The 19,896-nt window shown below is 54.3% G+C and carries 18 protein-coding genes and 1 CRISPR repeat array; of the genes, 9 read left to right on the forward strand and 9 right to left on the reverse strand.

Features of this window, described 5'->3' with window-relative positions:
* The first annotated feature begins 82 nt into the window (after nucleotides 1-82).
* The 5 genes from HUO07_RS09370 (at nucleotide 83) to HUO07_RS09390 (ending at nucleotide 3,722) form a co-directional block, all read left to right on the forward strand.
* Nucleotides 83-1,246 carry a glycosyltransferase family 4 protein gene (locus HUO07_RS09370; protein WP_176303369.1) on the forward strand — a complete coding sequence of 388 codons (1,164 nt, stop codon included), beginning with the start codon at nucleotides 83-85 and terminating at the stop codon, nucleotides 1,244-1,246.
* Nucleotides 1,209-1,748, forward strand: a complete 540-nt coding sequence (locus tag HUO07_RS09375; protein WP_176303370.1) for a phosphatase PAP2 family protein — start codon at nucleotides 1,209-1,211, stop codon at nucleotides 1,746-1,748. Before HUO07_RS09370 ends, HUO07_RS09375 begins: the two co-directional genes overlap by 38 nt.
* Before the next feature lie 1,052 nt (nucleotides 1,749-2,800).
* Nucleotides 2,801-2,932, forward strand: a complete 132-nt coding sequence (locus HUO07_RS09380; RefSeq protein WP_008956940.1) for an entericidin A/B family lipoprotein — start codon at nucleotides 2,801-2,803, stop codon at nucleotides 2,930-2,932.
* 5 nt (nucleotides 2,933-2,937) lie between these two features.
* The gene (locus HUO07_RS09385) at nucleotides 2,938-3,468 is read left to right on the forward strand and encodes a YqiA/YcfP family alpha/beta fold hydrolase (RefSeq protein ID WP_176303371.1); all 531 of its coding nucleotides are present in this window, start codon (nucleotides 2,938-2,940) and stop codon (nucleotides 3,466-3,468) included.
* A gap of 86 nt (nucleotides 3,469-3,554) precedes the next feature.
* Nucleotides 3,555-3,722 (forward strand): DUF6435 family protein, encoded by a 168-nt coding sequence (locus HUO07_RS09390; RefSeq protein WP_144408617.1) that lies wholly within the window; start codon nucleotides 3,555-3,557, stop codon nucleotides 3,720-3,722.
* 14 nt (nucleotides 3,723-3,736) lie between these two features.
* On the opposite strand, the gene ntrC is transcribed toward HUO07_RS09390, so the two are convergent.
* The 4 genes from ntrC to glnA all read right to left on the reverse strand — a co-directional run bounded on the left by ntrC (nucleotide 3,737) and on the right by glnA (nucleotide 8,537).
* Nucleotides 3,737-5,164 carry a nitrogen regulation protein NR(I) gene (gene ntrC, locus HUO07_RS09395; RefSeq protein ID WP_176303372.1) on the reverse strand — a complete coding sequence of 476 codons (1,428 nt, stop codon included), beginning with the start codon at nucleotides 5,162-5,164 and terminating at the stop codon, nucleotides 3,737-3,739.
* Nucleotides 5,157-6,218 (reverse strand): nitrogen regulation protein NR(II), encoded by a 1,062-nt coding sequence (gene glnL / locus HUO07_RS09400; protein ID WP_035586359.1) that lies wholly within the window; start codon nucleotides 6,216-6,218, stop codon nucleotides 5,157-5,159. Before glnL ends, ntrC begins: the two co-directional genes overlap by 8 nt.
* A 221-nt stretch (nucleotides 6,219-6,439) precedes the next feature.
* A complete protein-coding gene (locus HUO07_RS09405) occupies nucleotides 6,440-6,988 on the reverse strand; it encodes a DUF4124 domain-containing protein (protein ID WP_176303373.1) in 549 nt (182 codons plus the stop codon).
* A gap of 142 nt (nucleotides 6,989-7,130) precedes the next feature.
* Nucleotides 7,131-8,537 carry a glutamate--ammonia ligase gene (glnA, locus tag HUO07_RS09410; RefSeq protein ID WP_008956934.1) on the reverse strand — a complete coding sequence of 469 codons (1,407 nt, stop codon included), beginning with the start codon at nucleotides 8,535-8,537 and terminating at the stop codon, nucleotides 7,131-7,133.
* 533 nt (nucleotides 8,538-9,070) lie between these two features.
* Between glnA and HUO07_RS09415 the strand changes: the two genes are divergently transcribed.
* The gene (locus HUO07_RS09415; protein WP_035564125.1) at nucleotides 9,071-9,694 is read left to right on the forward strand and encodes a hypothetical protein; all 624 of its coding nucleotides are present in this window, start codon (nucleotides 9,071-9,073) and stop codon (nucleotides 9,692-9,694) included.
* 36 nt (nucleotides 9,695-9,730) lie between these two features.
* Here HUO07_RS09415 and HUO07_RS09420 read toward each other — a convergent pair whose 3' ends face one another.
* Nucleotides 9,731-10,759: an acyltransferase family protein gene (locus tag HUO07_RS09420; RefSeq protein WP_176303374.1), complete on the reverse strand. Its 1,029-nt coding sequence runs from the start codon at nucleotides 10,757-10,759 to the stop codon at nucleotides 9,731-9,733.
* Nucleotides 10,760-10,910: 151 nt separating this feature from the next.
* Here HUO07_RS09420 and HUO07_RS09425 point away from each other — a divergent pair, with 151 nt between their 5' ends.
* From HUO07_RS09425 to HUO07_RS09435, 3 genes are all read left to right on the forward strand, one after another.
* Nucleotides 10,911-11,993 (forward strand): alpha/beta hydrolase, encoded by a 1,083-nt coding sequence (locus tag HUO07_RS09425; protein ID WP_340162497.1) that lies wholly within the window; start codon nucleotides 10,911-10,913, stop codon nucleotides 11,991-11,993.
* A 45-nt stretch (nucleotides 11,994-12,038) separates the two neighbouring features.
* On the forward strand, nucleotides 12,039-12,341 hold the full coding sequence (locus HUO07_RS09430; RefSeq protein ID WP_176303375.1) for a hypothetical protein: 303 nt from the start codon (nucleotides 12,039-12,041) through the stop codon (nucleotides 12,339-12,341).
* A 390-nt stretch (nucleotides 12,342-12,731) separates the two neighbouring features.
* Nucleotides 12,732-13,163: a DUF29 domain-containing protein gene (locus HUO07_RS09435; RefSeq protein ID WP_101147089.1), complete on the forward strand. Its 432-nt coding sequence runs from the start codon at nucleotides 12,732-12,734 to the stop codon at nucleotides 13,161-13,163.
* A 241-nt stretch (nucleotides 13,164-13,404) separates the two neighbouring features.
* Nucleotides 13,405-15,712: a CRISPR direct-repeat array (repeat unit 28 nt; unit sequence TTTCTGAGCTGCCTGGGCGGCAGCGCAC).
* 129 nt (nucleotides 15,713-15,841) lie between these two features.
* On the opposite strand, the gene cas6f is transcribed toward HUO07_RS09435, so the two are convergent.
* Genes cas6f through csy1 form a run of 4 tightly spaced genes read right to left on the reverse strand, consistent with a single transcriptional unit; the run spans nucleotide 15,842 to nucleotide 19,799 of the window.
* A complete protein-coding gene (gene cas6f / locus HUO07_RS09440; RefSeq protein ID WP_101147090.1) occupies nucleotides 15,842-16,411 on the reverse strand; it encodes a type I-F CRISPR-associated endoribonuclease Cas6/Csy4 in 570 nt (189 codons plus the stop codon).
* Between the two features lie 3 nt (nucleotides 16,412-16,414).
* The gene (gene csy3, locus HUO07_RS09445; protein WP_101147091.1) at nucleotides 16,415-17,440 is read right to left on the reverse strand and encodes a type I-F CRISPR-associated protein Csy3; all 1,026 of its coding nucleotides are present in this window, start codon (nucleotides 17,438-17,440) and stop codon (nucleotides 16,415-16,417) included.
* A 15-nt stretch (nucleotides 17,441-17,455) separates the two neighbouring features.
* Nucleotides 17,456-18,424, reverse strand: a complete 969-nt coding sequence (gene csy2, locus HUO07_RS09450; protein WP_101147092.1) for a type I-F CRISPR-associated protein Csy2 — start codon at nucleotides 18,422-18,424, stop codon at nucleotides 17,456-17,458.
* The gene (csy1, locus tag HUO07_RS09455) at nucleotides 18,417-19,799 is read right to left on the reverse strand and encodes a type I-F CRISPR-associated protein Csy1 (RefSeq protein WP_101147093.1); all 1,383 of its coding nucleotides are present in this window, start codon (nucleotides 19,797-19,799) and stop codon (nucleotides 18,417-18,419) included. Before csy1 ends, csy2 begins: the two co-directional genes overlap by 8 nt.
* Nucleotides 19,800-19,896 lie beyond the last annotated feature (97 nt).

The following is a 19,896-nucleotide window of genomic DNA, read 5'->3' on the forward strand; positions in this document are numbered from 1 at the left end:
TCGCTTGTTCATCCGTTTGACTCGGCAGTGTCATTCACTCTGCCCACACTGCATAAAAACGTGATAAAGGGATGGATCGCTTATGCGGCTCTGCATCGTCAGTGAAACATGGTCACCGGATATTAATGGCGTTGCCCATACGCTGAGCCGGTTAAGCTACGAACTTCGTCGGCAAGGAGTGCCGGTTGATGTTATTCGTCCTCGCCCAAGAACCCCTAGTCATGCAACGGGGGTGAACAGCGAACTGCAAGTGCAGCGCCTTGCTTTACCCGGCTATTCCGATGTTCAGGTGGGATTAGTCACACCCGCCACATTACGGCGCTTTTGGGACCAACATCGCCCTGATGTTATCTACTTAGCCACCCAGGGCCCGCTCGGCTGGGCTGCTCGTCAAGCGGCACGGCGGCTCAATATCCCTCTAGTGGCGGGTTGGCACACGAACTTTGATCACTACTGCGAAGATTATGGTGTTACTTGGCTGGCATCGACCACACGGCGCTACCTTCGCTACTTTCATAATGGCTGCGACCTAACGTTAGTGCCTACCCATCAGCAAGCTAATACGCTTCAACAGCAAGGGATCCGGGATATCCATGTACTTTCACGTGGGCTAGACGGAGAGCGCTTCTCGCCTGCCCATCGTGATACACAATTGCGCCAGCGCTGGGGCGTAGGCGAACATCAGCCGGTCGCACTTTATGTTGGTCGGTTAGCCGCCGAAAAAAACCTCACCCTGCTCCATGAAAGCCTTCAAGCCATGCGTGAAGTGCGTCCCGATATCGCTCAGGTCATCGTAGGCGACGGCCCTGCGCGGGCACAGCTGGAAAAAGCACTGCCGGACGCGCATTTCACCGGCTTCGTGGGGCAGGAATCGCTGGCTCGCCACTATGCCAGTGCCGATCTGTTTATTTTCCCCTCACTTTCAGAAACCTGGGGGAATGTGGTCGCAGAAGCAATGGCCAGCGGCTTAGCCGTGGTGGCTTATGAACATGCTGCCAGCGCCGAACTCATTAATAGTGGCTATAACGGTATTACCGTTCCCGCTGGCAATAGCGCTGCCTTTCAGCAGGCAGCGGTCGAGCTGTGCCAGCACCCCGCTGACTACGCGCGCCTAGGTCGAGTAGCGCGTTTACGTGCACTTGAGCAGAGCTGGACAGGGATTGCAGAGCAGTTTCTGCGTTATTTACACCAAGCCCAGGAGGCTCACCATGCGCCCGCGTCCGCTTGTCGTATTCGACCGTCTTGATTTACTAGAGTGGCAATTATGCCAGCGCATATCGCGGCTCTCGCTGTATCGCCCCTGGCGCATTACTCTGCAAGCTGCCAGCCGCTTAGGTGATTGGCCGGTATGGGTGCTGCTGATTCTGGCCCAGCCCTGGCTTCAACCAAACGGCTCGTGGCGGTTGATGCAGTACAGCGTTATTGCGCTGTTTGCCATAGCTGTATATCGCCTGGTAAAAACACGACTCTGTCGTGAGCGGCCCTTTATCACCTATAGCGAGGGCATCCTGTGCTGTGAACCGGCACGTGATCGTTATAGTTTTCCCAGCGGCCACACCATGCATGCGGTGATGTTTAGCGTATTAGTAGCCGCTCACACCCCCTGGCTACTACCGGTGATCCTACCGCTATCCCTACTGATTGCGATCTCCCGCGTCGGGCTGGGGCTGCACTATGTGAGTGATGTACTGGCAGGCGCTGCATTGGGCTATGCCTTTGCCTTGGTCAGCCTTTATTGGATGGGGTAGGCCATTTTCTTCCGACTTATTTTTACCGCTTATTAACCGTGGGCTGACTTGCATTTGGCTTGCTCTATTTCGAGCGTATGGTGCCTGAGCGAAGCAAAGGCCGTTGGAAGCAATAACGCAAAATGCCCGCTGACGCGGGCATTTTAGTTATTTTTAAATAATTGTTATGGTTAGAGCAGTTGGTTAAATGTCGGGGGGCATGTCATCGCGCTCGTCCATAGTGGCCATGAAAGATGTCTTAAACATCATATACACACCCACCCCCGAAAACCCTAAGAACAAAACAAACATGCATAACATCAATGCCATCGCCATAATCTTGTCCCTGTTCGTGTGCGGTCGTTACGTTGACGTTTTCTAACCGCTACATTTGGTTTTATCGAAAGGATAGACTAAAACACAGGTTTTATCTGTACGAGAGCTGTGTGTACAAAAGCGATGCAGAAAGCTAAATTTTAAAACATATAAAAATCAATCGCTTATAATATCTTACGCACGCAAAAAGACCACCCCGTTTTTACGAGATGGTCGTTTTGCACCGATTCCACTCCTTGGTCTGATGAACAGCGCCTCCTTGCGCTGCAACCAGTGAGTGGGCGGATTGTCCTTTAACTTCCTGTTTGTCTTTCGGCGTCCTGCCTTCCTTTTGTCTCTCAACCCACTCACTTAGTTACTAATAACAATTATCTAAACGGCTAGAGCTAAACAACTGAACTTCTAAGCAACTACTCAGTAGCTGCAGGGACTGCGCCAAGCCATGCCAATAATCAATATTAATAATTAAAAACAATAACTTAAAAACAACAAACATTTCCAAATAGGCTAATTTCCCTGCACTTTTGATGTGTAGAACTGGCACATGCGACATAAGCACACGTTATCAAGACACATCTATCTAGCTGAAACACATTAAAATGATGGCGAAACGGCGCAACAGCGATTATTTTTGCTAACGAACCTTCCCACTTTGCTATAAAAAGGCTTTGCTTTAAAAAGTGTCCAGATAGCTCTATCAATGTTTGACGCACGCCCATGCCTTTGAGGAAACCGCTATGAAACGTACTATTGCGCTTGCCATACTCGTCATGACCACACTTCTGTTGGTAAGTGGTTGCAATACCATTCGGGGTGCTGGTGAGGATATCGAACAGGGTGGAGAAGCTATCCAACGCTCAGCGAGCTAAACGTGATGATGACTGTTTACTTATCCCACGGCCTAGAGAGCGGCCCAGAGGCACTTAAAATCCAGGCACTAAAAGGCGTTGCTGAAAAACTAGATGATTGTGAGCCCGTGGTGATGGACTATCGAGGCATGGCAGAGCCCCAGCAACGTCTTCAGCATCTTTTACAGGTGATAGCCGAGCGCGGTGATGATCCTGCCCACTGTGTACTGGCAGGTTCAAGCCTGGGCGGGTGGCTAAGCGCGGCCGTCAGCGCTCAGCAGCCCGTATTAGGCTGTTTTTTGTTAGCCCCCGCGTTAGGCATAGCCGCCTACCCTGAAACGTCGCCCACCATCCAGGCACGCCACACGCACATTGTTCACGGCTGGCGCGATGATATCGTTGCCCCTGAACCAGTGATTGAACGTGCTCGCCTGCAGCGGCTGTCGCTGAGAATGGTGGACGATGATCACCGCTTACACGCCAGCCTCGACACCATTTTGGTCGATTTTGAGCGCTTTCTATGTCAATGCAGCGCGGACTCTCAGAACGACGCATAACCGCTGATCAAAACAAACATTCGACACAAGCAACCAAAACCTATACAAATGGTGTACACAAAAACCAGATAGTGAGGAAATTGCTTATGTTTGGCATGTTTAAGCGCGACCCCAAAAAGAAACTCCAGCAAAATTATGAGCGTAAACTGCAAGCCGCGATGGAAGCGTCTCGTAACGGCGATATGCGCGCCAATGCCACCCTTACCGAAGAGGCTGAGGCGATATTGGCTGAGATTAAACGCCTAGAGCAGTAACGACTGTTTAGCCTTTACTCGTCAGCCAGTGCTGGCAGCAGCGTTTTTAATTTGCGGGTCAATGTATTGCGCCCCCAGCCAAGCAGTTCAGCGGCTTCACCTTTGCGCCCACCGGTATGTTTTAAAGCGGTTTCAATCAGAATCCGCTCAAAATCGGGTACCGCCTCTTCCAAAAGATGCGTATGGCCTTCGGCCAAGGCATGATCCGCCCAGTCGCGAAACGCCGTACGCCAATCACCATGAGCGCTACTTTCGGAAGCGCTTGGCGAGCGCAGTTCCTGCGGCAAATCTTCAACAAGGATTTCACGCCCCGACGCCATAACCGTCAGCCACCGGCAGATATTTTCCAACTGCCGCACGTTACCGGGCCACGGCAAGCGCGTTAGGTGGGCTTCCGCTTCACTGGTCAGCACTTTGATATCGGTAGTCAGCTCTTTCGCCGCTTCGGCCAGAAAATGTCGGGTTAAACGTGGTATATCTTCGCGCCTTTCAGCCAGTTTCGGCAGGTGGATACGAATCACGTTCAGGCGGTGGAACAAATCCTCTCGGAAGCGGCCGTCATCCACCAGCACTTCTAGATTTTGGTGAGTAGCGGCGATGATACGCACGTCCACTTTGACCGGCGTATGCCCCCCGACGCGATAGAACTCACCATCCGCCAGCACGCGCAGCAGGCGCGTTTGGGTTTCCGATGGCATATCGCCTATTTCGTCTAAAAACAGTGTGCCGCCGTTGGCCTGCTCAAACCGCCCTTGGCGCTGCTGTGCCGCCCCGGTAAAAGCGCCCTTCTCATGGCCAAACAGCTCCGATTCGATCAAGTCGCGAGGAATCGCCGCCATGTTCAACGCGATAAAGGGTTTACCGGCACGCGGGCTATGCTGATGCAGCGCCTGGGCAACGCGCTCTTTACCCGTCCCCGATTCCCCGTTGATTAACACCGTGATATGCGAGTGAGAAAGACGGCCAATGGCGCGAAACACCTCCTGCATTGCGGGCGCTTCACCAATAATCTCAGCGTTTAAGCCTTCCGGCACGACGACCGGTCGTTGGCGTTCCCGGGCGTGGGCCACCGCGCGGCGCACCAGCGCCAGGGCTTCATCAACGTCAAACGGTTTAGGCAGGTATTCAAACGCCCCGCCCTGATAGGAGGCGACGGCGCTGTCTAGGTCGGAATGCGCGGTCATCACGATCACCGGTAGATCGGGATGCGCCTCGCGTACTCTCGCCATTAAGTCCAGGCCGTCGATGCCTGGCATACGAATGTCGGTGACCAGCACGTCAGGAGGGCTTTCGAGTAAACGCGCAAGGGCTGTATCTGCACGCTCAATACACTCAACATCGAGATCGGGCTGCGCCAGGGCGCGTTCCAGCACCCAGCGGATAGCGCGGTCGTCATCGACAATCACCACCCGCGCAACATCGGTACGTGTAGCCTCAGTCATGACGCTTCTCCGGTAAAATTATTACCAATGGAATCAGTAAACGAAATTCGGTATGTCCGGGTCGTGAGTCGCATTCAATCAATCCTTGATGTTGGTGCAAAATCGACTGGGCGATCGATAACCCAAGGCCACTGCCTTCTGCGCGTCCTGATACCATCGGGTAGAACAGCGTTTCCTGCAGCGTATCGGGAATGCCTGGGCCGTTATCAATCACCGAGACTTCACTGACTAAACGGTGGCGTTCCGCCCCGAGGGTAAACTGACGCCGGGCGCGGGTGCGCAGTATTAAGGTAGGTTCAGGGGTTTGCGCATCGCTCATGGCTTGCACGGCGTTGCGCGCCACGTTGAGGACCGCTTGAATCATCTGAGATTCATCGCCGGAAAGGTCGGGCAAACTGGGGTCATAATCGCGGCTAATAACAACGCTGGGATGCTCGGCAATTAACAGCGCGCGTACACGCTCCAACACCCGGTGAATATTGACCGGCTCATGCTTAAGCACTCGGTTAGGACCCAGCATGGAGTCGACCAAGTCGCGCAGCCGATCCACCTCTTCCACAATGATATGGGTATATTCGCGCAGCGCCGGATCGTCTAAATCCCGTTCTAACAGCTGTGCAGCACCACGAATCCCGCCGAGCGGATTTTTCACTTCGTGAGCAAGCCCACGGGCCAATATCTTGATGGTTTCTTGGCGAGTGGTTAGCGCCTCTTCACGCGAGATCTGCATCAACCGATCCCGCGGCTCCACTTCTAACAGTAACTCGTCGTCCGATAGCGGCGTTACAGTGTAGTCGACCGTCAGCGGCTCACTGTTCAGCGGCGTAATACGCGCTTCTCGCTGGGTGTAAGGATGAAACGCATCCCGCGCTTTAGCCAATACCTCATCGATGCTGTCAACACCGCCCAGAAGCGTATCTAGGCTGATGCCGTGAACGCGGCTTAAGCTAACCGCTAGTAAGGCTTCAGCGGCAGGGTTCATCCAGCGCACACGCAGCTCGCCGTCCAGCAGCAGTACCGCCGTGGTGAGATGTTCAAGCAAACGCTGATGCATGGTGGTGTCCTGAGAAATTACGTCTTCCATCGCCGTTGCAGACCTACAGGTGGATAATCAATGAGGGAACTGCAAAAAGCGCGCCAATTATGCATTTATGCCTAGTTGCACGGCTTGCGGGCATAGCAATAAAAGAAGATGGATCGTTTTAGCGCAATCACCGCGCCAAATGCCTCCACAACCGCACCAATTTAGTGCATTCGAGATTTTAACCACCCGGTCTAAGGAACCGTAATCGTCACTGCGGGCGTGCGATGCTGTAAACGTTGGCTACTATCCAATAGCTCTGCTTGAAGCTCGTGCTGCCCCACAGGAAGCCCTGTTAACCAGAAAACATCACTGTGCAGCGCGGTCTGGCTAATCTCTCCATTCACTATCAGCCGCACTTGGTGGTCATCGCGCAGCGGAGGCGCAATGGCCACTTCCACCGCGGTGCTTCGCTCCGGCAGCCGTGCGCCTTGCTGGGGCAGCGCAATCGAAAAGTGGTCATAAGGCATAAAAGGCTGCCCTGGCTTGCCACGTGGGCGCTCAGTAGCGGGCGTTGCCACACTGGCCGTAGCCGCGCTTAACCCAGGTGGTAGGCTTGGCAACGGTGCCAATTCCAACGCCTCACCGCCGCGGCCAGGGTTATCGGTAAACGTAACGTTACCGTGCTCATCAATGACCCTGAAAACCGTCTGCCCGAAAGCGGCACCTGAAATGATGGTCGCCTCGATGCTCAGTGCAGCAGCCATCAAGAAGCTGATCGCGCACGTGGTTAGCTTGCCCATACCGCTCCTCACACTTGTCACAACCTCAATAACGACAAAACCCCGCCGAAGCGGGGTTTTGATACTATTTTGATCAACTGCGTCTTTATCAACTGTTACCACCGCCAGGGTGATGGTAGCAGCTAGGTGCTAAAAGCGCTGATTAGCAGCTGTAGTACATATCAAACTCGATGGGGTGCGTCGTCATACGGATACGCTCCACTTCTTCCATCTTGAGTTCGATGTAAGCATCGATCATTTCGTCGGTGAACACGCCACCTTCGGTCAGGAACGCACGGTCAGCATCGAGGGCTTCCAGTGCTTGATCCAGGCTGTGCGCTACGGTCGGTACTAGCTTGCCTTCTTCTGGTGGCAGGTCGTACAGGTTTTTATCCATAGCATCGCCAGGATGGATCTTGTTCTTGATACCGTCGATACCGGCCATCAACATGGCAGAGAATGCCAGGTACGGGTTGGCAGTCGGATCAGGGAAGCGAGCCTCAACGCGCTTGCCTTTCGGGCTAGCGGTGTAAGGAATACGGATTGAAGCAGAACGGTTGCGGGCACTGTAGGCCAGCATTACCGGCGCTTCAAAGCCTGGCACCAGACGCTTGTAAGAGTTAGTCGAAGCGTTAGTGAAGGCGTTCAATGCACGAGCGTGCTTGATGATGCCGCCGATGTAGAAAAGCGCCATTTCAGACAGGCCAGCGTACTCGTCACCGGCGAACTGGTTCTCACCACCTTTCCAGAACGACTGGTGAACGTGCATACCAGAACCGTTGTCGCCTACCAGCGGCTTCGGCATAAAGGTCGCCGTTTTGCCATACGCGTGCGCCACATTGTGGATCACGTACTTCATTTCCTGAACTTCGTCAGCTTTCTTCACCAGCGTGTTGAATTTAACGCCGATTTCGTTCTGACCCGCGTTGGCAACTTCGTGGTGGTGAACCTCGACAGTCTGACCAATCGCTTCCAGGGTGTTACACATCGCGCCACGAATATCGTGGAAGCTATCAACCGGGGGAACCGGGAAGTAGCCGCCTTTAACGCGCGGGCGGTGGCCCAGGTTGCCGCCTTCTACCTGGCTATTGGTCGCCCAGGCGCCTTCGTCAGACGTGATTTTGTACATGGAGCCCTGAATGTCAGACTTCCAATGTACTTCGTCAAAAATAAAGAATTCAGGCTCAGGACCGAAAAACGCGGTGTCGCCCAGGCCAGTAGACTCTAGATAAGCTTCAGCGCGCTTAGCGATGGAGCGCGGGTCACGATCGTAGCCCTGCATAGTGGCCGGCTCGATGATGTCGCAGCGCAGCACCAGCGTCGCATCTTCGGTGAAGGGGTCGAGATAGCCAGTGCCATCTTCCGGGCGCAGAATCATGTCGGATTCGTTAATGCCCTTCCAACCTTCGATAGAAGAGCCATCAAACATCTGGCCATTCTCAAAGAATTCTTCGTTCACATCGCGAGCAGGCACAGTAACGTGCTGTTCTTTGCCGCGTGTGTCGGTGAAACGCAGATCTACCCACTTAACATCATGTTCTTCAATTAGCGCGAGAGTCTTGGCTGACATAGAGTCCTCCGGTATGAGCGTGGCTTAAAGCTAACGACTGTAAGCTACCGATAAATGTGTTGTTCGACAAAATACGCGCTAAACCGCACGTTTGTCATTCTTGTTCGCTCAACGTTTGCCTGACATTAGTGAACAAATCGCTCAGCGAGCATTTCAAACCGGCTATCGTTTTAGCACGTCGTAGGACTTATGCCTACGGCCCGCTAGCCGCTTGCAAATATAATGCAGAGAGCATGCCAACTCTGCACCAATATGGCATAGAAAAACAGCAACCAATTGTTTTATAACTGTTAAAAAGTGGATCAGGATGCCTCTTGATGACGCAAAGCGGCTAAATACAGGTCCGGAAGCTGTTTAAGAAAGGCATGACGCACCAATACAGAGCAAAAATAATGCCTTATGCGCCAATAAAGTGCATAAATAATAGTGAGCCCTCTTTTTTGGCTCGCAAGTTTTTTTACTTGCTACGCAAATAAGCCAGCTACTACAATAAATTACAATTTGATAGATTTGCTCACAATCGGAGTCGGCAAATGGGATCGGTTTGCTTTATCGTTGATGCCATGGTGACGGGTAACATGTTGCCACGCCACTTAAAATCCATACGTGATTCTGGCGTAGCCGACCACTTGCTGCCCATTTTGGTAACGAGCACGCAAGCCCATGCGCGTCTCAGCTCGATTGAGCAGCGTTACCACACTCATTGCTTGATCACCCCCAAGCTACCACTAGGCGCACGCCTCAATAAAGCAGCCTTTGCCAGCCAAGCTGAGTGGTTAATTATTGCGCTGCAGAAACAGCCACTGCCTGCCAGCCTCTGGGGCTCACTCTACCCGCAATTGAACACCTACAGCCTTGATGCCTTAATTGTTGGCCTTGCTCAGCCATCATTAGCCAAACGCATCCTGCGCCGCTTATTGGCAAGCACGCTGCTGTTACCGCCCTACATCGCCGTCAGGCGGGCCTGGCTTGAGCGCTTAGGTGGATTTGATCCTGAGCTGGATGACGCCAGCGCGATTGACGATTTTTTACAGCGCTTGCATGACTGCCCCACTCGCCTAAAAACGTACAGCGGCCGCTTGCTTAGCCAGGCCGATGAATACCCATCCGCCATGCTGCCTAACGACCCGGATCTCGCTTACACATCGAAGCGGTAAGCCGTGCCTTTCGATTTATGCACTAACATTTTCCCATTAACGAACCTTCAAGCGCTTGCCAAACAGCATCGCTCCCAGCGTGGTGGTATTCGCCAATTTATTAAGGGCCACCGACCCGGCGAGTCCCACGACGATGAGTACCAGCGCATACACGCCAATCGGCAACGACAAAGGCTCAACCACCAGATCGGCAAGCACAAAGAACATGGGGTGGGCCAAGTAAATCCCAAACGAATACGCATTGATGTGGCGCACCCACAACGGCGCCGGGCGCCCAGCCAAATAACGCATGGCGCAAAGCGTAAACAGCACGAAGAATGGAATCACCCACACCTCTTTGGATGAAAACGCCAGCCAACCCGCAAACGTCGCCGCTATAATTAGCGCCACCAATAGCACCAACCACGCCGGGTGCGCCAATTGCTGCATCCAGGTGGGCCGCTCAGCGAGTACGCCCTCTGGGGCTAGCGGGTAGTAGCGCACTAGCACCAGCGCCAGGAAAAACACATAGATCCACCCCAGCGGGGCGATCCACAGCAGGTAGCCGGGCAAATCAACATCAAACCAATAAGCCAGCCCCCAATACGCCATGCTGATAACGCAGGCACCCCACAACCATGGCACCGGATTCAATCGCCACAGCTGCCAGCGGGTAAACAGCCAATAAGCCACGTAAAACTGCATCGCAATGATCAAAAAATAGCCATGCCAGCCCGCATAAACGTAATACTCGATAGCATTAGCCACGAACCCCACCGGCTCATCCGACGCCTGTTGGCTTAACCATTCAGCGGTGGAATAAATAAAGCCATACACAAAGTACGGCACCATCACATACTTTACGCGCTGAATAAGAAACCCCTCCGGCACGGATTTATCGTAGCGAACAGCAAACACAAAGACCGATATAAACAGAAATATTGGCGTACCCAGCACCAGCGGCAGGCGCATTAAATCAGTGGCGACATTATCGAGGCGTTGATTGACGTGATCTAATAAATGAAACAAAAAAACGGCTATACAGCCGTAAGCGCGCAACCAATAGATCTCTTCAACTTTTCGCATTGGGCCTCCCGCCGCTACATACGCCTAACCTGCTATCCTGCATAACTACTTTGTGTAACTGCTCGGCATAACGAGTCTGCATAGCTACGATGAACAACCAGTGCCGCCGCGCTGTCCGATTTTATTAAACTAGTTTAATTCTGGAGAAAACGTGTTCATCCCAAAGCCACCTTTCCTCTCCTACCGGTTTCGCACCCTACTCACCACTTTTATTGGGTGGCTAACACTCAGCGGGCAAAGCTTGGCAAGCGACGTTGAGCATCATCATTTTTCCTCACCCACCCTCGGTTACGACTACCCCTATAGCGTGTATTTACCTGATAATTATGACACCCAGGCGACCACGCCCTACCCCGTCATTTACATGCTGCACGGCTCTTTTGGCACCGACCGCGACTGGGTTTCCCGCGGCAATCTTCAACAGGTAGCCGACAGGTTAATTCGCGCAGGGCATATCCCCCCAGCAGTTTTCATTATGCCCGGTAGCCGCAGCTGGTGGGTAGATGGCCACAACGAACCCGCCCGTAGCGCTTTTTTTAATGACCTAATGCCCCACGTGGAAGCTACCTATCGCGTTGGGCAAGAACGCCACCTACGTGGCGTAGCGGGGCTTTCCGCCGGTGGCTACGGCGCGCTTAACTTCGCCCTAGAACGGCCCGATTTATTTGCTGCCGTCGCGGCGCTTAGCCCCGCAAGCTACGCCCCCCTACCACCGCGCAACTCCTCCGCCTGGCGCCACCCAGCCTTTATAAATGACCAGGGGCAATTTGACCGCGAGCTTTGGGAAACCCTCAACTACACCGCCCATTTAGAAGAATACCGCCTGCGCGTCACCCCCCGCGGCACCGATGAAGAAGGCGACCTTCCCCCCGTACCACTGTATATCAGCGCCGGGCGCAGCGACGTTTACGACGCAGAATTTCACGCCCGCTTACTCCGCCAAGCCATGGAGCGCATTCAACCCAACGCCGTAAGGCTCGACCTTTACCCCGGCGGCCACACATGGCAGGTTTGGCGCGCCAGCCTACCCGCCGCGCTCAACTTCCTGTTTCAATACGTGGGGCAAACAAACAGCGTAGCGGGAATTGAAAAACAAGCTGAAGCACAGGTTGAAACGCAAATGGAAGAACAGATTGAACAGCAGAATGAAAAACAAGCCAATGAAGCGCGAGTAGAGGCAGCAAGCCCAAGCGGTTTAGAAAGCACCGCCAGCACTGAGGAAGTAAGCAGCTGAACGCACTACACTGAAGCAACATCCAACACGACAAGGAAGACCACAATGCATCAACATATTGAATGGGACGAACCCGGCAGCGCCAGCGTAGTGGAATACTTTAAAAACGACCCCGACCACAGGGCACCCGACCCAGGCGATATTATTTCCGCACGTTTCCAGGGCATGATGGTACGCATCAAAGTAGAAGCGTACCGCGAAGATGACGCTGTCAGCATTGGCGAAGTTGTCGCCATCATCGACACCAACGGCGGCCGCCACCAACGCCACAGCAAGCTCGAAGTCGGCCACATCGTGCGAGTACCCGACGACAAACGCGCCATGGAAACACCACCAAAAGAAGATTAACACGTTAGCGCGTTCCTGATTTCAGTAACAGAGGCCATCCAACGCGATGGCTTTTTTGTGTGAATTTGAATAGCCAAGCAGCCATTCTTGAGTAGCGTAATCGCAACCACATTGATGGCCTTGCGATTACGCGCAGCAATACCAAAGGCACTTATCATATTTATTGCGGATGGGGAGACTCGAACTCCCACATCTTTCTGAGCTGCCTGAGCTACAGCGCAAATTAATCACCTAAGGTGGCAGGCAAACTATCCTCACACTCCGCGTTAGCAACAGTTAACAGAAGCCACCATGTAAATTTATACTCACTTCAATATTGTCGCCTGTTGTCTTCTTGCGTTTACACTAAACAAATGCAAAGTGGTTTAGCGGTTTTAGAGGAGTATCACTATGGCCGTACATTATGAACACGATGCCTATGCCTGGGCCCTTGAGCAAGCTGGGCTACTGCGGGCGGGGAAACTGGAGCAACTTGATCTTGAGCACCTCGCCGAGGAGATTGAGAGCATGGGCAAAAGCGAACGGCGCGCGCTGGTCAGCCAATTGGCTCGTCTGTTAATGCACCTGCTGAAATGGGATCACCAGCCCGAACGCCGCTCACGTAGCTGGCGGTTGACGATCATTGATGCCCAAGCCAAAACGAATCGCTTACTGAACGACAACCCCAGCCTAAAAGCATCATTACCTGAACTGATGAGCGAAGCGTACGAAGATGCACGCCGCGCAGCAGCGATTGAGACCGATAGCGAGCTGCACGCTTTTCCAGAAAAGTGTATGTACAGTTTCGATGAAGCGGTAACGTTTCAACCTGTCGAGCACTAAATCGCATGAAAGCAGTCAGGCCTAACCACTTACTCGCCCAATGCACGTCACTTGTAGCTTGGCATGAGCGCTAGCGCACCCCGAAAGCACCGCACAGCGATACTACCAGTACACATCTTAAATCTAGCAAAACTGCCTGGACGGCAGCGTACTCTCACCCATACTTCTGCGCTTCGTTGACGTTTACCTGAGCTACCTGGGCAGCGCACGAGCAGGATGCCTACGCCTGGGCGCTTGAACATTTCTGAGCTGCCTGGGCGGCAGCGAACCGAGCCAGCAGGCTTTAGGCCTCACTATCGCATTTCTGAGCTGCCTGGGCGGCAGCGCACAATGCTGCGCGGCTTACGCGCGAGAGGGTAGCTTTCTGAGCTGCCTGGGCGGCAGCGCACGAGGTGGTTGACGTGCGGGCGGCGTTTGATGATTTCTGAGCTGCCTGGGCGGCAGCGCACTTGTTGAACATAGCGCCGTTCCAGAACGGATATTTCTGAGCTGCCTGGGCGGCAGCGCACCCGAGATCAGGTGGCTCACTGCGTGCTACCTTTTTCTGAGCTGCCTGGGCGGCAGCGCACAGAGACACTACCCAAACGCTCTAGCTCGTTTTTTTCTGAGCTGCCTGGGCGGCAGCGCACGCTATGCAAATGCACTGTCAGGATTGCGGCTGTTTCTGAGCTGCCTGGGCGGCAGCGCACTTCTGGACCGGCCTACGTCCAAGCGAATATATTTTCTGAGCTGCCTGGGCGGCAGCGCACTGAGCGCTTCGTGTTCCAGTCGCCTTCTTCATTTTCTGAGCTGCCTGGGCGGCAGCGCACGTATTGATGGTGGGGGTTCTTATTCTATGGGATTTCTGAGCTGCCTGGGCGGCAGCGCACGGCCCCTTTTTAGCATCCTGAACTAATCAGGATTTCTGAGCTGCCTGGGCGGCAGCGCACTTCAACCGCTGTTTCTATCCGTGCTTATAACGTTTCTGAGCTGCCTGGGCGGCAGCGCACTCAGGGACGTACAGGACGCGACCTGCTGAACTTTTCTGAGCTGCCTGGGCGGCAGCGCACTGGCCAGCGCTTCAGTCAGGTCGTCGGTATCGTTTCTGAGCTGCCTGGGCGGCAGCGCACTGCTCCCCAGCAGCGCCGGGCTTTTCGTTTCTTTTCTGAGCTGCCTGGGCGGCAGCGCACGAATCGACCGAGCTGGTCACCGTGCCGTCAAATTTCTGAGCTGCCTGGGCGGCAGCGCACCTGTCTAGCTCCTGGCGGATGGTTTGCAGGTATTTCTGAGCTGCCTGGGCGGCAGCGCACTTGACGCGGTCCGTGCTGGCTGGAACTGGTGGTTTCTGAGCTGCCTGGGCGGCAGCGCACTCATTAAGCGAGCGGACGCGGCTCTAGAGGCTTTTCTGAGCTGCCTGGGCGGCAGCGCACTTCGCGGTCATCAATGGCGTCGGGCACGTCTTTTTCTGAGCTGCCTGGGCGGCAGCGCACTTCGCTCGCTGCTGTGCTGTCAGTGCCATTAATTTCTGAGCTGCCTGGGCGGCAGCGCACTTGACTGTTAGTAGTCATGGTCACGCTTAATATTTCTGAGCTGCCTGGGCGGCAGCGCACAAGCTGGCACTGGTGGCGGGTTGAAGGAGTGTTTTCTGAGCTGCCTGGGCGGCAGCGCACGCTACTCATACCGCTTTCACCGCAGCAATGACTTTCTGAGCTGCCTGGGCGGCAGCGCACACCGCACGTTGCAGTTCGGACAACCCGTGGTATTTCTGAGCTGCCTGGGCGGCAGCGCACGTTATCGATGCGCGGCGCTTCGATGGTGAGCTTTTCTGAGCTGCCTGGGCGGCAGCGCACAACCACCGACATACGCGGTGAGCTGATTTGGTTTTCTGAGCTGCCTGGGCGGCAGCGCACATCTCGCCTTCCTGCTGCTCCTGTTGGAAGGTTTTCTGAGCTGCCTGGGCGGCAGCGCACCATGAAGCCATGCACACGCTTTGCGCCGAACATTTCTGAGCTGCCTGGGCGGCAGCGCACGCTGCTGAAATCTGCGCGCCGCTGCGGCTATTTTTCTGAGCTGCCTGGGCGGCAGCGCACGGCGGTTTCACGCTGCGGCGCGGCCATCGGCTTTTCTGAGCTGCCTGGGCGGCAGCGCACATTTAAAATTGCCACGGTCTACAGCTTGAATCTTTCTGAGCTGCCTGGGCGGCAGCGCACTCATTGTGGTCGCGTTTTGGTCGCAGAGGTTATTTCTGAGCTGCCTGGGCGGCAGCGCACGCCAAGCGGCGCAGCCGGTCGCGGGCTTCCAGTTTCTGAGCTGCCTGGGCGGCAGCGCACGCAGCCTGAAATATCGATTCCGTCATACTGCATTTCTGAGCTGCCTGGGCGGCAGCGCACTTTACAAGGGCCGCTTTGGCCGCGCCGCCAATTTTCTGAGCTGCCTGGGCGGCAGCGCACCATAGTTGTCGATGTCGCGCTTGCGACGGTCATTTCTGAGCTGCCTGGGCGGCAGCGCACCGAAACCAGCCACGTAAGCGCGGAACTTATGTTTTCTGAGCTGCCTGGGCGGCAGCGCACTAGAGCATACCAAAATTAATGTGCTGATTGTTAAAGAGCTTTAGCCGAAAAAAGCGGTATCACCCTTTTCAGAGTGACACCGCTAAGTGGTTGATTATTGGTGGCCAATTTTCATGCTAGAAAAAAGGGTCAAAACCAGGGCACCGTGGCGTTGGGGCTTAGGCCGTAATGGCTAAACGTGCCTTCCGTTGCAGAAGCCAACGGTTTGCTATGTTCAATAAACAGGCTAAAACGCTGCTGGGTGGAGCGGCTATTGATCTGCACAAAGGGGAGCTCAATGCGTCGTTCAGCCAACTTGGCATAAATCTTCCGCGCCTCTGCTTCTGAAATATCATGCCGTTTGGCGTAACGTTTGGCCCGGCTTTCACTGCCCGTATTAAATTGCTTACGCGCCACGTTTATATGCTGAGTATTTGCAGGTACCGCAAGCACTTCGCTCACCTGGGTGTGGTCGCGCATACCGGTTAGCCAGTCCGCTCTCATTAGCTGCTGCAAACGTGCTTGCGTGCCATGCAAGCGAAGGTGATCGCCCAGTGTGCGAGCGCGAACACCGTGCTTATAGCCTGGGAAACTGGCGCCTACATCTTCGGCATGTAAATCAAACAGCGCCCGGTGCAGCTTGTTATAAAGCGCGCCCATTAACATTGCCGGGGCAAAGTCAGGATCGGGCCTTAAACGAATGTCGATATAGTGATCCATGGTTTACCCCGCTTCGCCGAATACACCACCGCGAATCAGGGTCGCCATCACAAAGTGCTGATCTTCCTTCGTAGGCACTTGGTCCTTGATCATCCAGTTATCTAGGAGTGAATAGAAATCAGCTTTCTGCTTGGGCTGGCGGTACGCTTTACCCTGCGTGGTCACTGAGCCATACGGCTCAACGGCAATCGGCCCAAGATCATCATCGTTTTCATTGGGGTACCAGGTGTCGATGGTACGAATGGCGTTACCCAACTTTTGCGAGTGAATACCGGCAATGTTGCTGACGTGATAAAGCGTTTTGCTCTTATCACCCCGGCCCCGCTCAAGAATCAGCTCTTGTGAAGGAAACACTTCTTGGCCACTGCCCACGCGCACATAGGCCACTACCTCTAGCAGTAAGTGCTGTTCCCCCACCAACGCGGCGGCGATAACACCGGCGAGTTCTTTAAGCTCGGCGGTCTCCTCAAAGGCCCGCAACGAAAGCGACAGTGCATCAAACGTCCACTCTTTGGTGGCTTTACCCTGCGCCAATTGGCGAACGCTTACCTCGACTTGCTCAGCGCCCATGCGGTTACGCCACAGAAAGCGGCCATTAGCGAGGTTATTGGCATAGCGATGCGCCAGCTCGCCGAAGCCTTGCGCTTGTTTATACTCGGCAACTGCCTGTTCCAGCTTGGCTTGGTACTCGGCGTTATTACAGGCCGAAGGCGTTCCGGCACCCGCCAATACGCGCAGCGTAAAACGAGCAACTAAGGTGTCTGCATCGTGGGGCAGCGTGGCGACATCCACCGTTTGCAGGTTGGGATTTTCAATCGCTGCGTCTAGCTTAGCGGGGTCTTGGTCTTTGGCTTTCAGGCGGTTGGAAATGGTGCCGCGCACCGACTTTTCGCGCACTTCTACCGGCTGCCACTGCTGATTATCTTGCCGCTTTTCCCAGCTGCTGGCGTAAAGCAGGGCATCGGAAGGATCAAGCTTGCGTTCAAAGGCGAGGACGGAAGCGGTTTTAAGGGTATCGTTTTTAGCCATGATAGAGCTCCTGGTTTACTGGGCAGTGGCGCGAAGGTGGTAATCGTTATTGAGTCGGTAAAGTCCCGCTTCTTCGTCGTTATCAACGTACCAAAGCAGGTCTTCCGGTTGCTTCATGCGGTGGGGGCTGACCCACTCGCCAATGGAGTAGAGGCTTTCAACAAAGCGAAACTGAGTCTTGGCATCGCGAGCATTGGCCACTTCGCCGGGATTAAATAGATCGGAAATAGCGCCGTAACCTACAGGGATAGGCACCAGCCAGCCGCGATAGGGGCGCTGAGCCTGCCAAACGGGCTTCTCGTTGGATTCACCTTCATTTTCCAGGGCGCAGTGGTGATTGAGCCGTGAAAGATCCAGCCACGCATCCAGCAAACTGGCATCCGGGTTCTGCTGTTGCAGCGTCTGGTGGTGCTCGGCGAGGTAGTCATCGCGCAGGGTTAGCGCAAAGCCCGGCAGCCAGCGCCGTTTTAGGCGTTCGAACTGCTTTTGCCGCTTTTCTTCATCGTCATCAAGCGCGACCCATTGCGGGCGTTGCTTGTGGCTTGGCACGGCGCGGTTAGGGATGACGCTACCACCGGCAATACGCATACCTGCAACGATCTCACTGATTTGTTTGGCAATCTCATCATGCTCACTTTCTGCCGCGGCTGAATCAATCGTGAAGATCAGCGTGATATCCAGATGGATGCGCCCTTCTTCTACAATCGCTGCCGTTCCGCCAGTTTTATCCACTGGATTACGGGTGAGATGAAAACCACGGATATAGCCGCCTTCAGTGGCCTGGGCTTCAAAGTCATGGCAGATAACGCCGACGTTACCGAGCGAAACGTTGATGCCTGCTGCATAGAGTTTGCGTTCCAGGGCGTGCATCAATCCCACAAAAGCACTCATGGCAGGAAAGCCCCAGGTCATTGGGCTGGAAATCGCATTAGCGTTTTGTACCCGCAGGCGTGGTAAAACCAGGAGGTTTTTCACTTCACTCATCGTCATCACCTCCTGGCAGGTTGGTTAAGTCTTCCATTAGGTTTTCCATCCAGCGGCGGTCACGATCTAGCAGGCGTTGATGGGTGGCATCTTTTGCCAGCGTTTTCTGCCAGTGGCGAAATTCCACATCACCTAATGGGAGCTTTTCACCCAACGCAGCATTGAGCCAGTTAGCAAAGCGGTGGCGAATCTCGTCTGCCCACTCCACGCTGTTTCGTGCTTCACGAAAAGCGGCATCTTCCTCGGCACGGCCAGGATCTAACCAAAAGGCTTCTTCGGCGACCAATTCGCATTTTTCATCCGCACTCCACCCGGCAGGTAGGCTGTGCATTTGCATGGCAAACAGCGCCAGTTCATCCATCAGCATGGCGGTGTAGTCATCACGTAAATCGCGGGTGTGCATGTCGGTAGAGGGGTTGGTCTCCAGAAAGCGCTTGAGGTCTTTAACAAGGGCGCGCACTTCTGAGCGGCTGCCAAATACGCCTGGATGGGAGAAAACCGATGCTACTTTTAGCGGTGGGCGAATATCACGGACATTCCAACTGGGCGGAAGCGACGCCAACAAATAGTTGTTACCGCCCCGCTCGCTATTCAGCTGCGAGATATTTTGCGGCTTGGTGCCGCCCATTTTTTGTACGGCCAAGTTGGGGTAGCTGTGAACGGGTTGCTCAGCGTAGTTGCCCTCCCGTTTAGCTTTACGTGCCTCTTTAGCCTCTTCGCTAAAGCGGTCATGGTTAATGGTTTGAAATACGCGGTGGGCCAGCGAGGTGGCATAGAGCGGTGCTAATAGATGAAAATTCTCGGCATCACTTTCTACGTCTGCGGCATCATCACCTACCAGCCAGTAGAGCTGTTTGCCTCGGGTATGTGAGGCGTGCTCGCCACGCGGTTCGGTAATCGCCGCAAAGGCGCTGATCCACGCCTGGGCTTGTTCGGGGTTATCGCTTAACGCTTTGGCAAACTCGCTATCATTTTCTAGCGCACGCTCAAGCAGCGATTTTCCCTCGAGCTGCAGCTTCAAGAACTTATAAACATCCAAGGCTGCGGCGTTCCCCACCACATCGCCCGCAAAATTAGCGGGTAGTACATGACTGCCAACAAGGTTGTGGGTATGTAGCGATTCGGGCGGAGCGTAAAGGTTGGAGCCTTTGGCATCGGGGTGGATAGGTTTTAGCGAGTGGGTGACGACTTGCAGTTGACCAACGCGCCTTGCCGCATCGTTGATCCAGGTATCGAATTGGAACTGTTCAACCAGTGCTTGGTATTTTGGATCGTCGGGAGCTAGCTTTTCCGCCTTGGTATCGAAGCGATCTTTTAAAAAAACTTCGACTAATGTTCGGAGTTGCTGCCAACTTCCACTAGGAATGGTAGGCATTATTTATCCTTACGAATTTGGGAATCACTGAAATTCGTGCCAAAATAAGCCCCGAGGCAATACGCCTCGGGGCATCTGGCAGGCCGATCTAAAAATC

This window comes from Vreelandella maris, from assembly GCF_013371085.1.
Classification (GTDB): Bacteria; Pseudomonadota; Gammaproteobacteria; order Pseudomonadales; family Halomonadaceae; genus Vreelandella; species Vreelandella maris.

Coding starts and splice junctions, on each gene's coding strand:
- HUO07_RS09430 (WP_176303375.1), top strand. CDS start 12,039: ATGCATCAACATATTGAATGGGACGAACCCGGCAGCGCCAGCGTAGTG.
- HUO07_RS09415 (WP_035564125.1), top strand. CDS start 9,071: ATGGGATCGGTTTGCTTTATCGTTGATGCCATGGTGACGGGTAACATG.
- HUO07_RS09370 (WP_176303369.1), top strand. CDS start 83: ATGCGGCTCTGCATCGTCAGTGAAACATGGTCACCGGATATTAATGGC.
- csy2 (WP_101147092.1), bottom strand. CDS start 18,424: ATGAGTGAAGTGAAAAACCTCCTGGTTTTACCACGCCTGCGGGTACAA.
- HUO07_RS09420 (WP_176303374.1), bottom strand. CDS start 10,759: ATGCGAAAAGTTGAAGAGATCTATTGGTTGCGCGCTTACGGCTGTATA.
- csy1 (WP_101147093.1), bottom strand. CDS start 19,799: ATGCCTACCATTCCTAGTGGAAGTTGGCAGCAACTCCGAACATTAGTC.
- HUO07_RS09390 (WP_144408617.1), top strand. CDS start 3,555: ATGTTTGGCATGTTTAAGCGCGACCCCAAAAAGAAACTCCAGCAAAAT.
- HUO07_RS09380 (WP_008956940.1), top strand. CDS start 2,801: ATGAAACGTACTATTGCGCTTGCCATACTCGTCATGACCACACTTCTG.
- HUO07_RS09435 (WP_101147089.1), top strand. CDS start 12,732: ATGGCCGTACATTATGAACACGATGCCTATGCCTGGGCCCTTGAGCAA.
- HUO07_RS09375 (WP_176303370.1), top strand. CDS start 1,209: ATGCGCCCGCGTCCGCTTGTCGTATTCGACCGTCTTGATTTACTAGAG.
- ntrC (WP_176303372.1), bottom strand. CDS start 5,164: ATGACTGAGGCTACACGTACCGATGTTGCGCGGGTGGTGATTGTCGAT.
- glnA (WP_008956934.1), bottom strand. CDS start 8,537: ATGTCAGCCAAGACTCTCGCGCTAATTGAAGAACATGATGTTAAGTGG.
- cas6f (WP_101147090.1), bottom strand. CDS start 16,411: ATGGATCACTATATCGACATTCGTTTAAGGCCCGATCCTGACTTTGCC.
- HUO07_RS09405 (WP_176303373.1), bottom strand. CDS start 6,988: ATGGGCAAGCTAACCACGTGCGCGATCAGCTTCTTGATGGCTGCTGCA.
- glnL (WP_035586359.1), bottom strand. CDS start 6,218: ATGCATCAGCGTTTGCTTGAACATCTCACCACGGCGGTACTGCTGCTG.
- csy3 (WP_101147091.1), bottom strand. CDS start 17,440: ATGGCTAAAAACGATACCCTTAAAACCGCTTCCGTCCTCGCCTTTGAA.
- HUO07_RS09385 (WP_176303371.1), top strand. CDS start 2,938: ATGATGACTGTTTACTTATCCCACGGCCTAGAGAGCGGCCCAGAGGCA.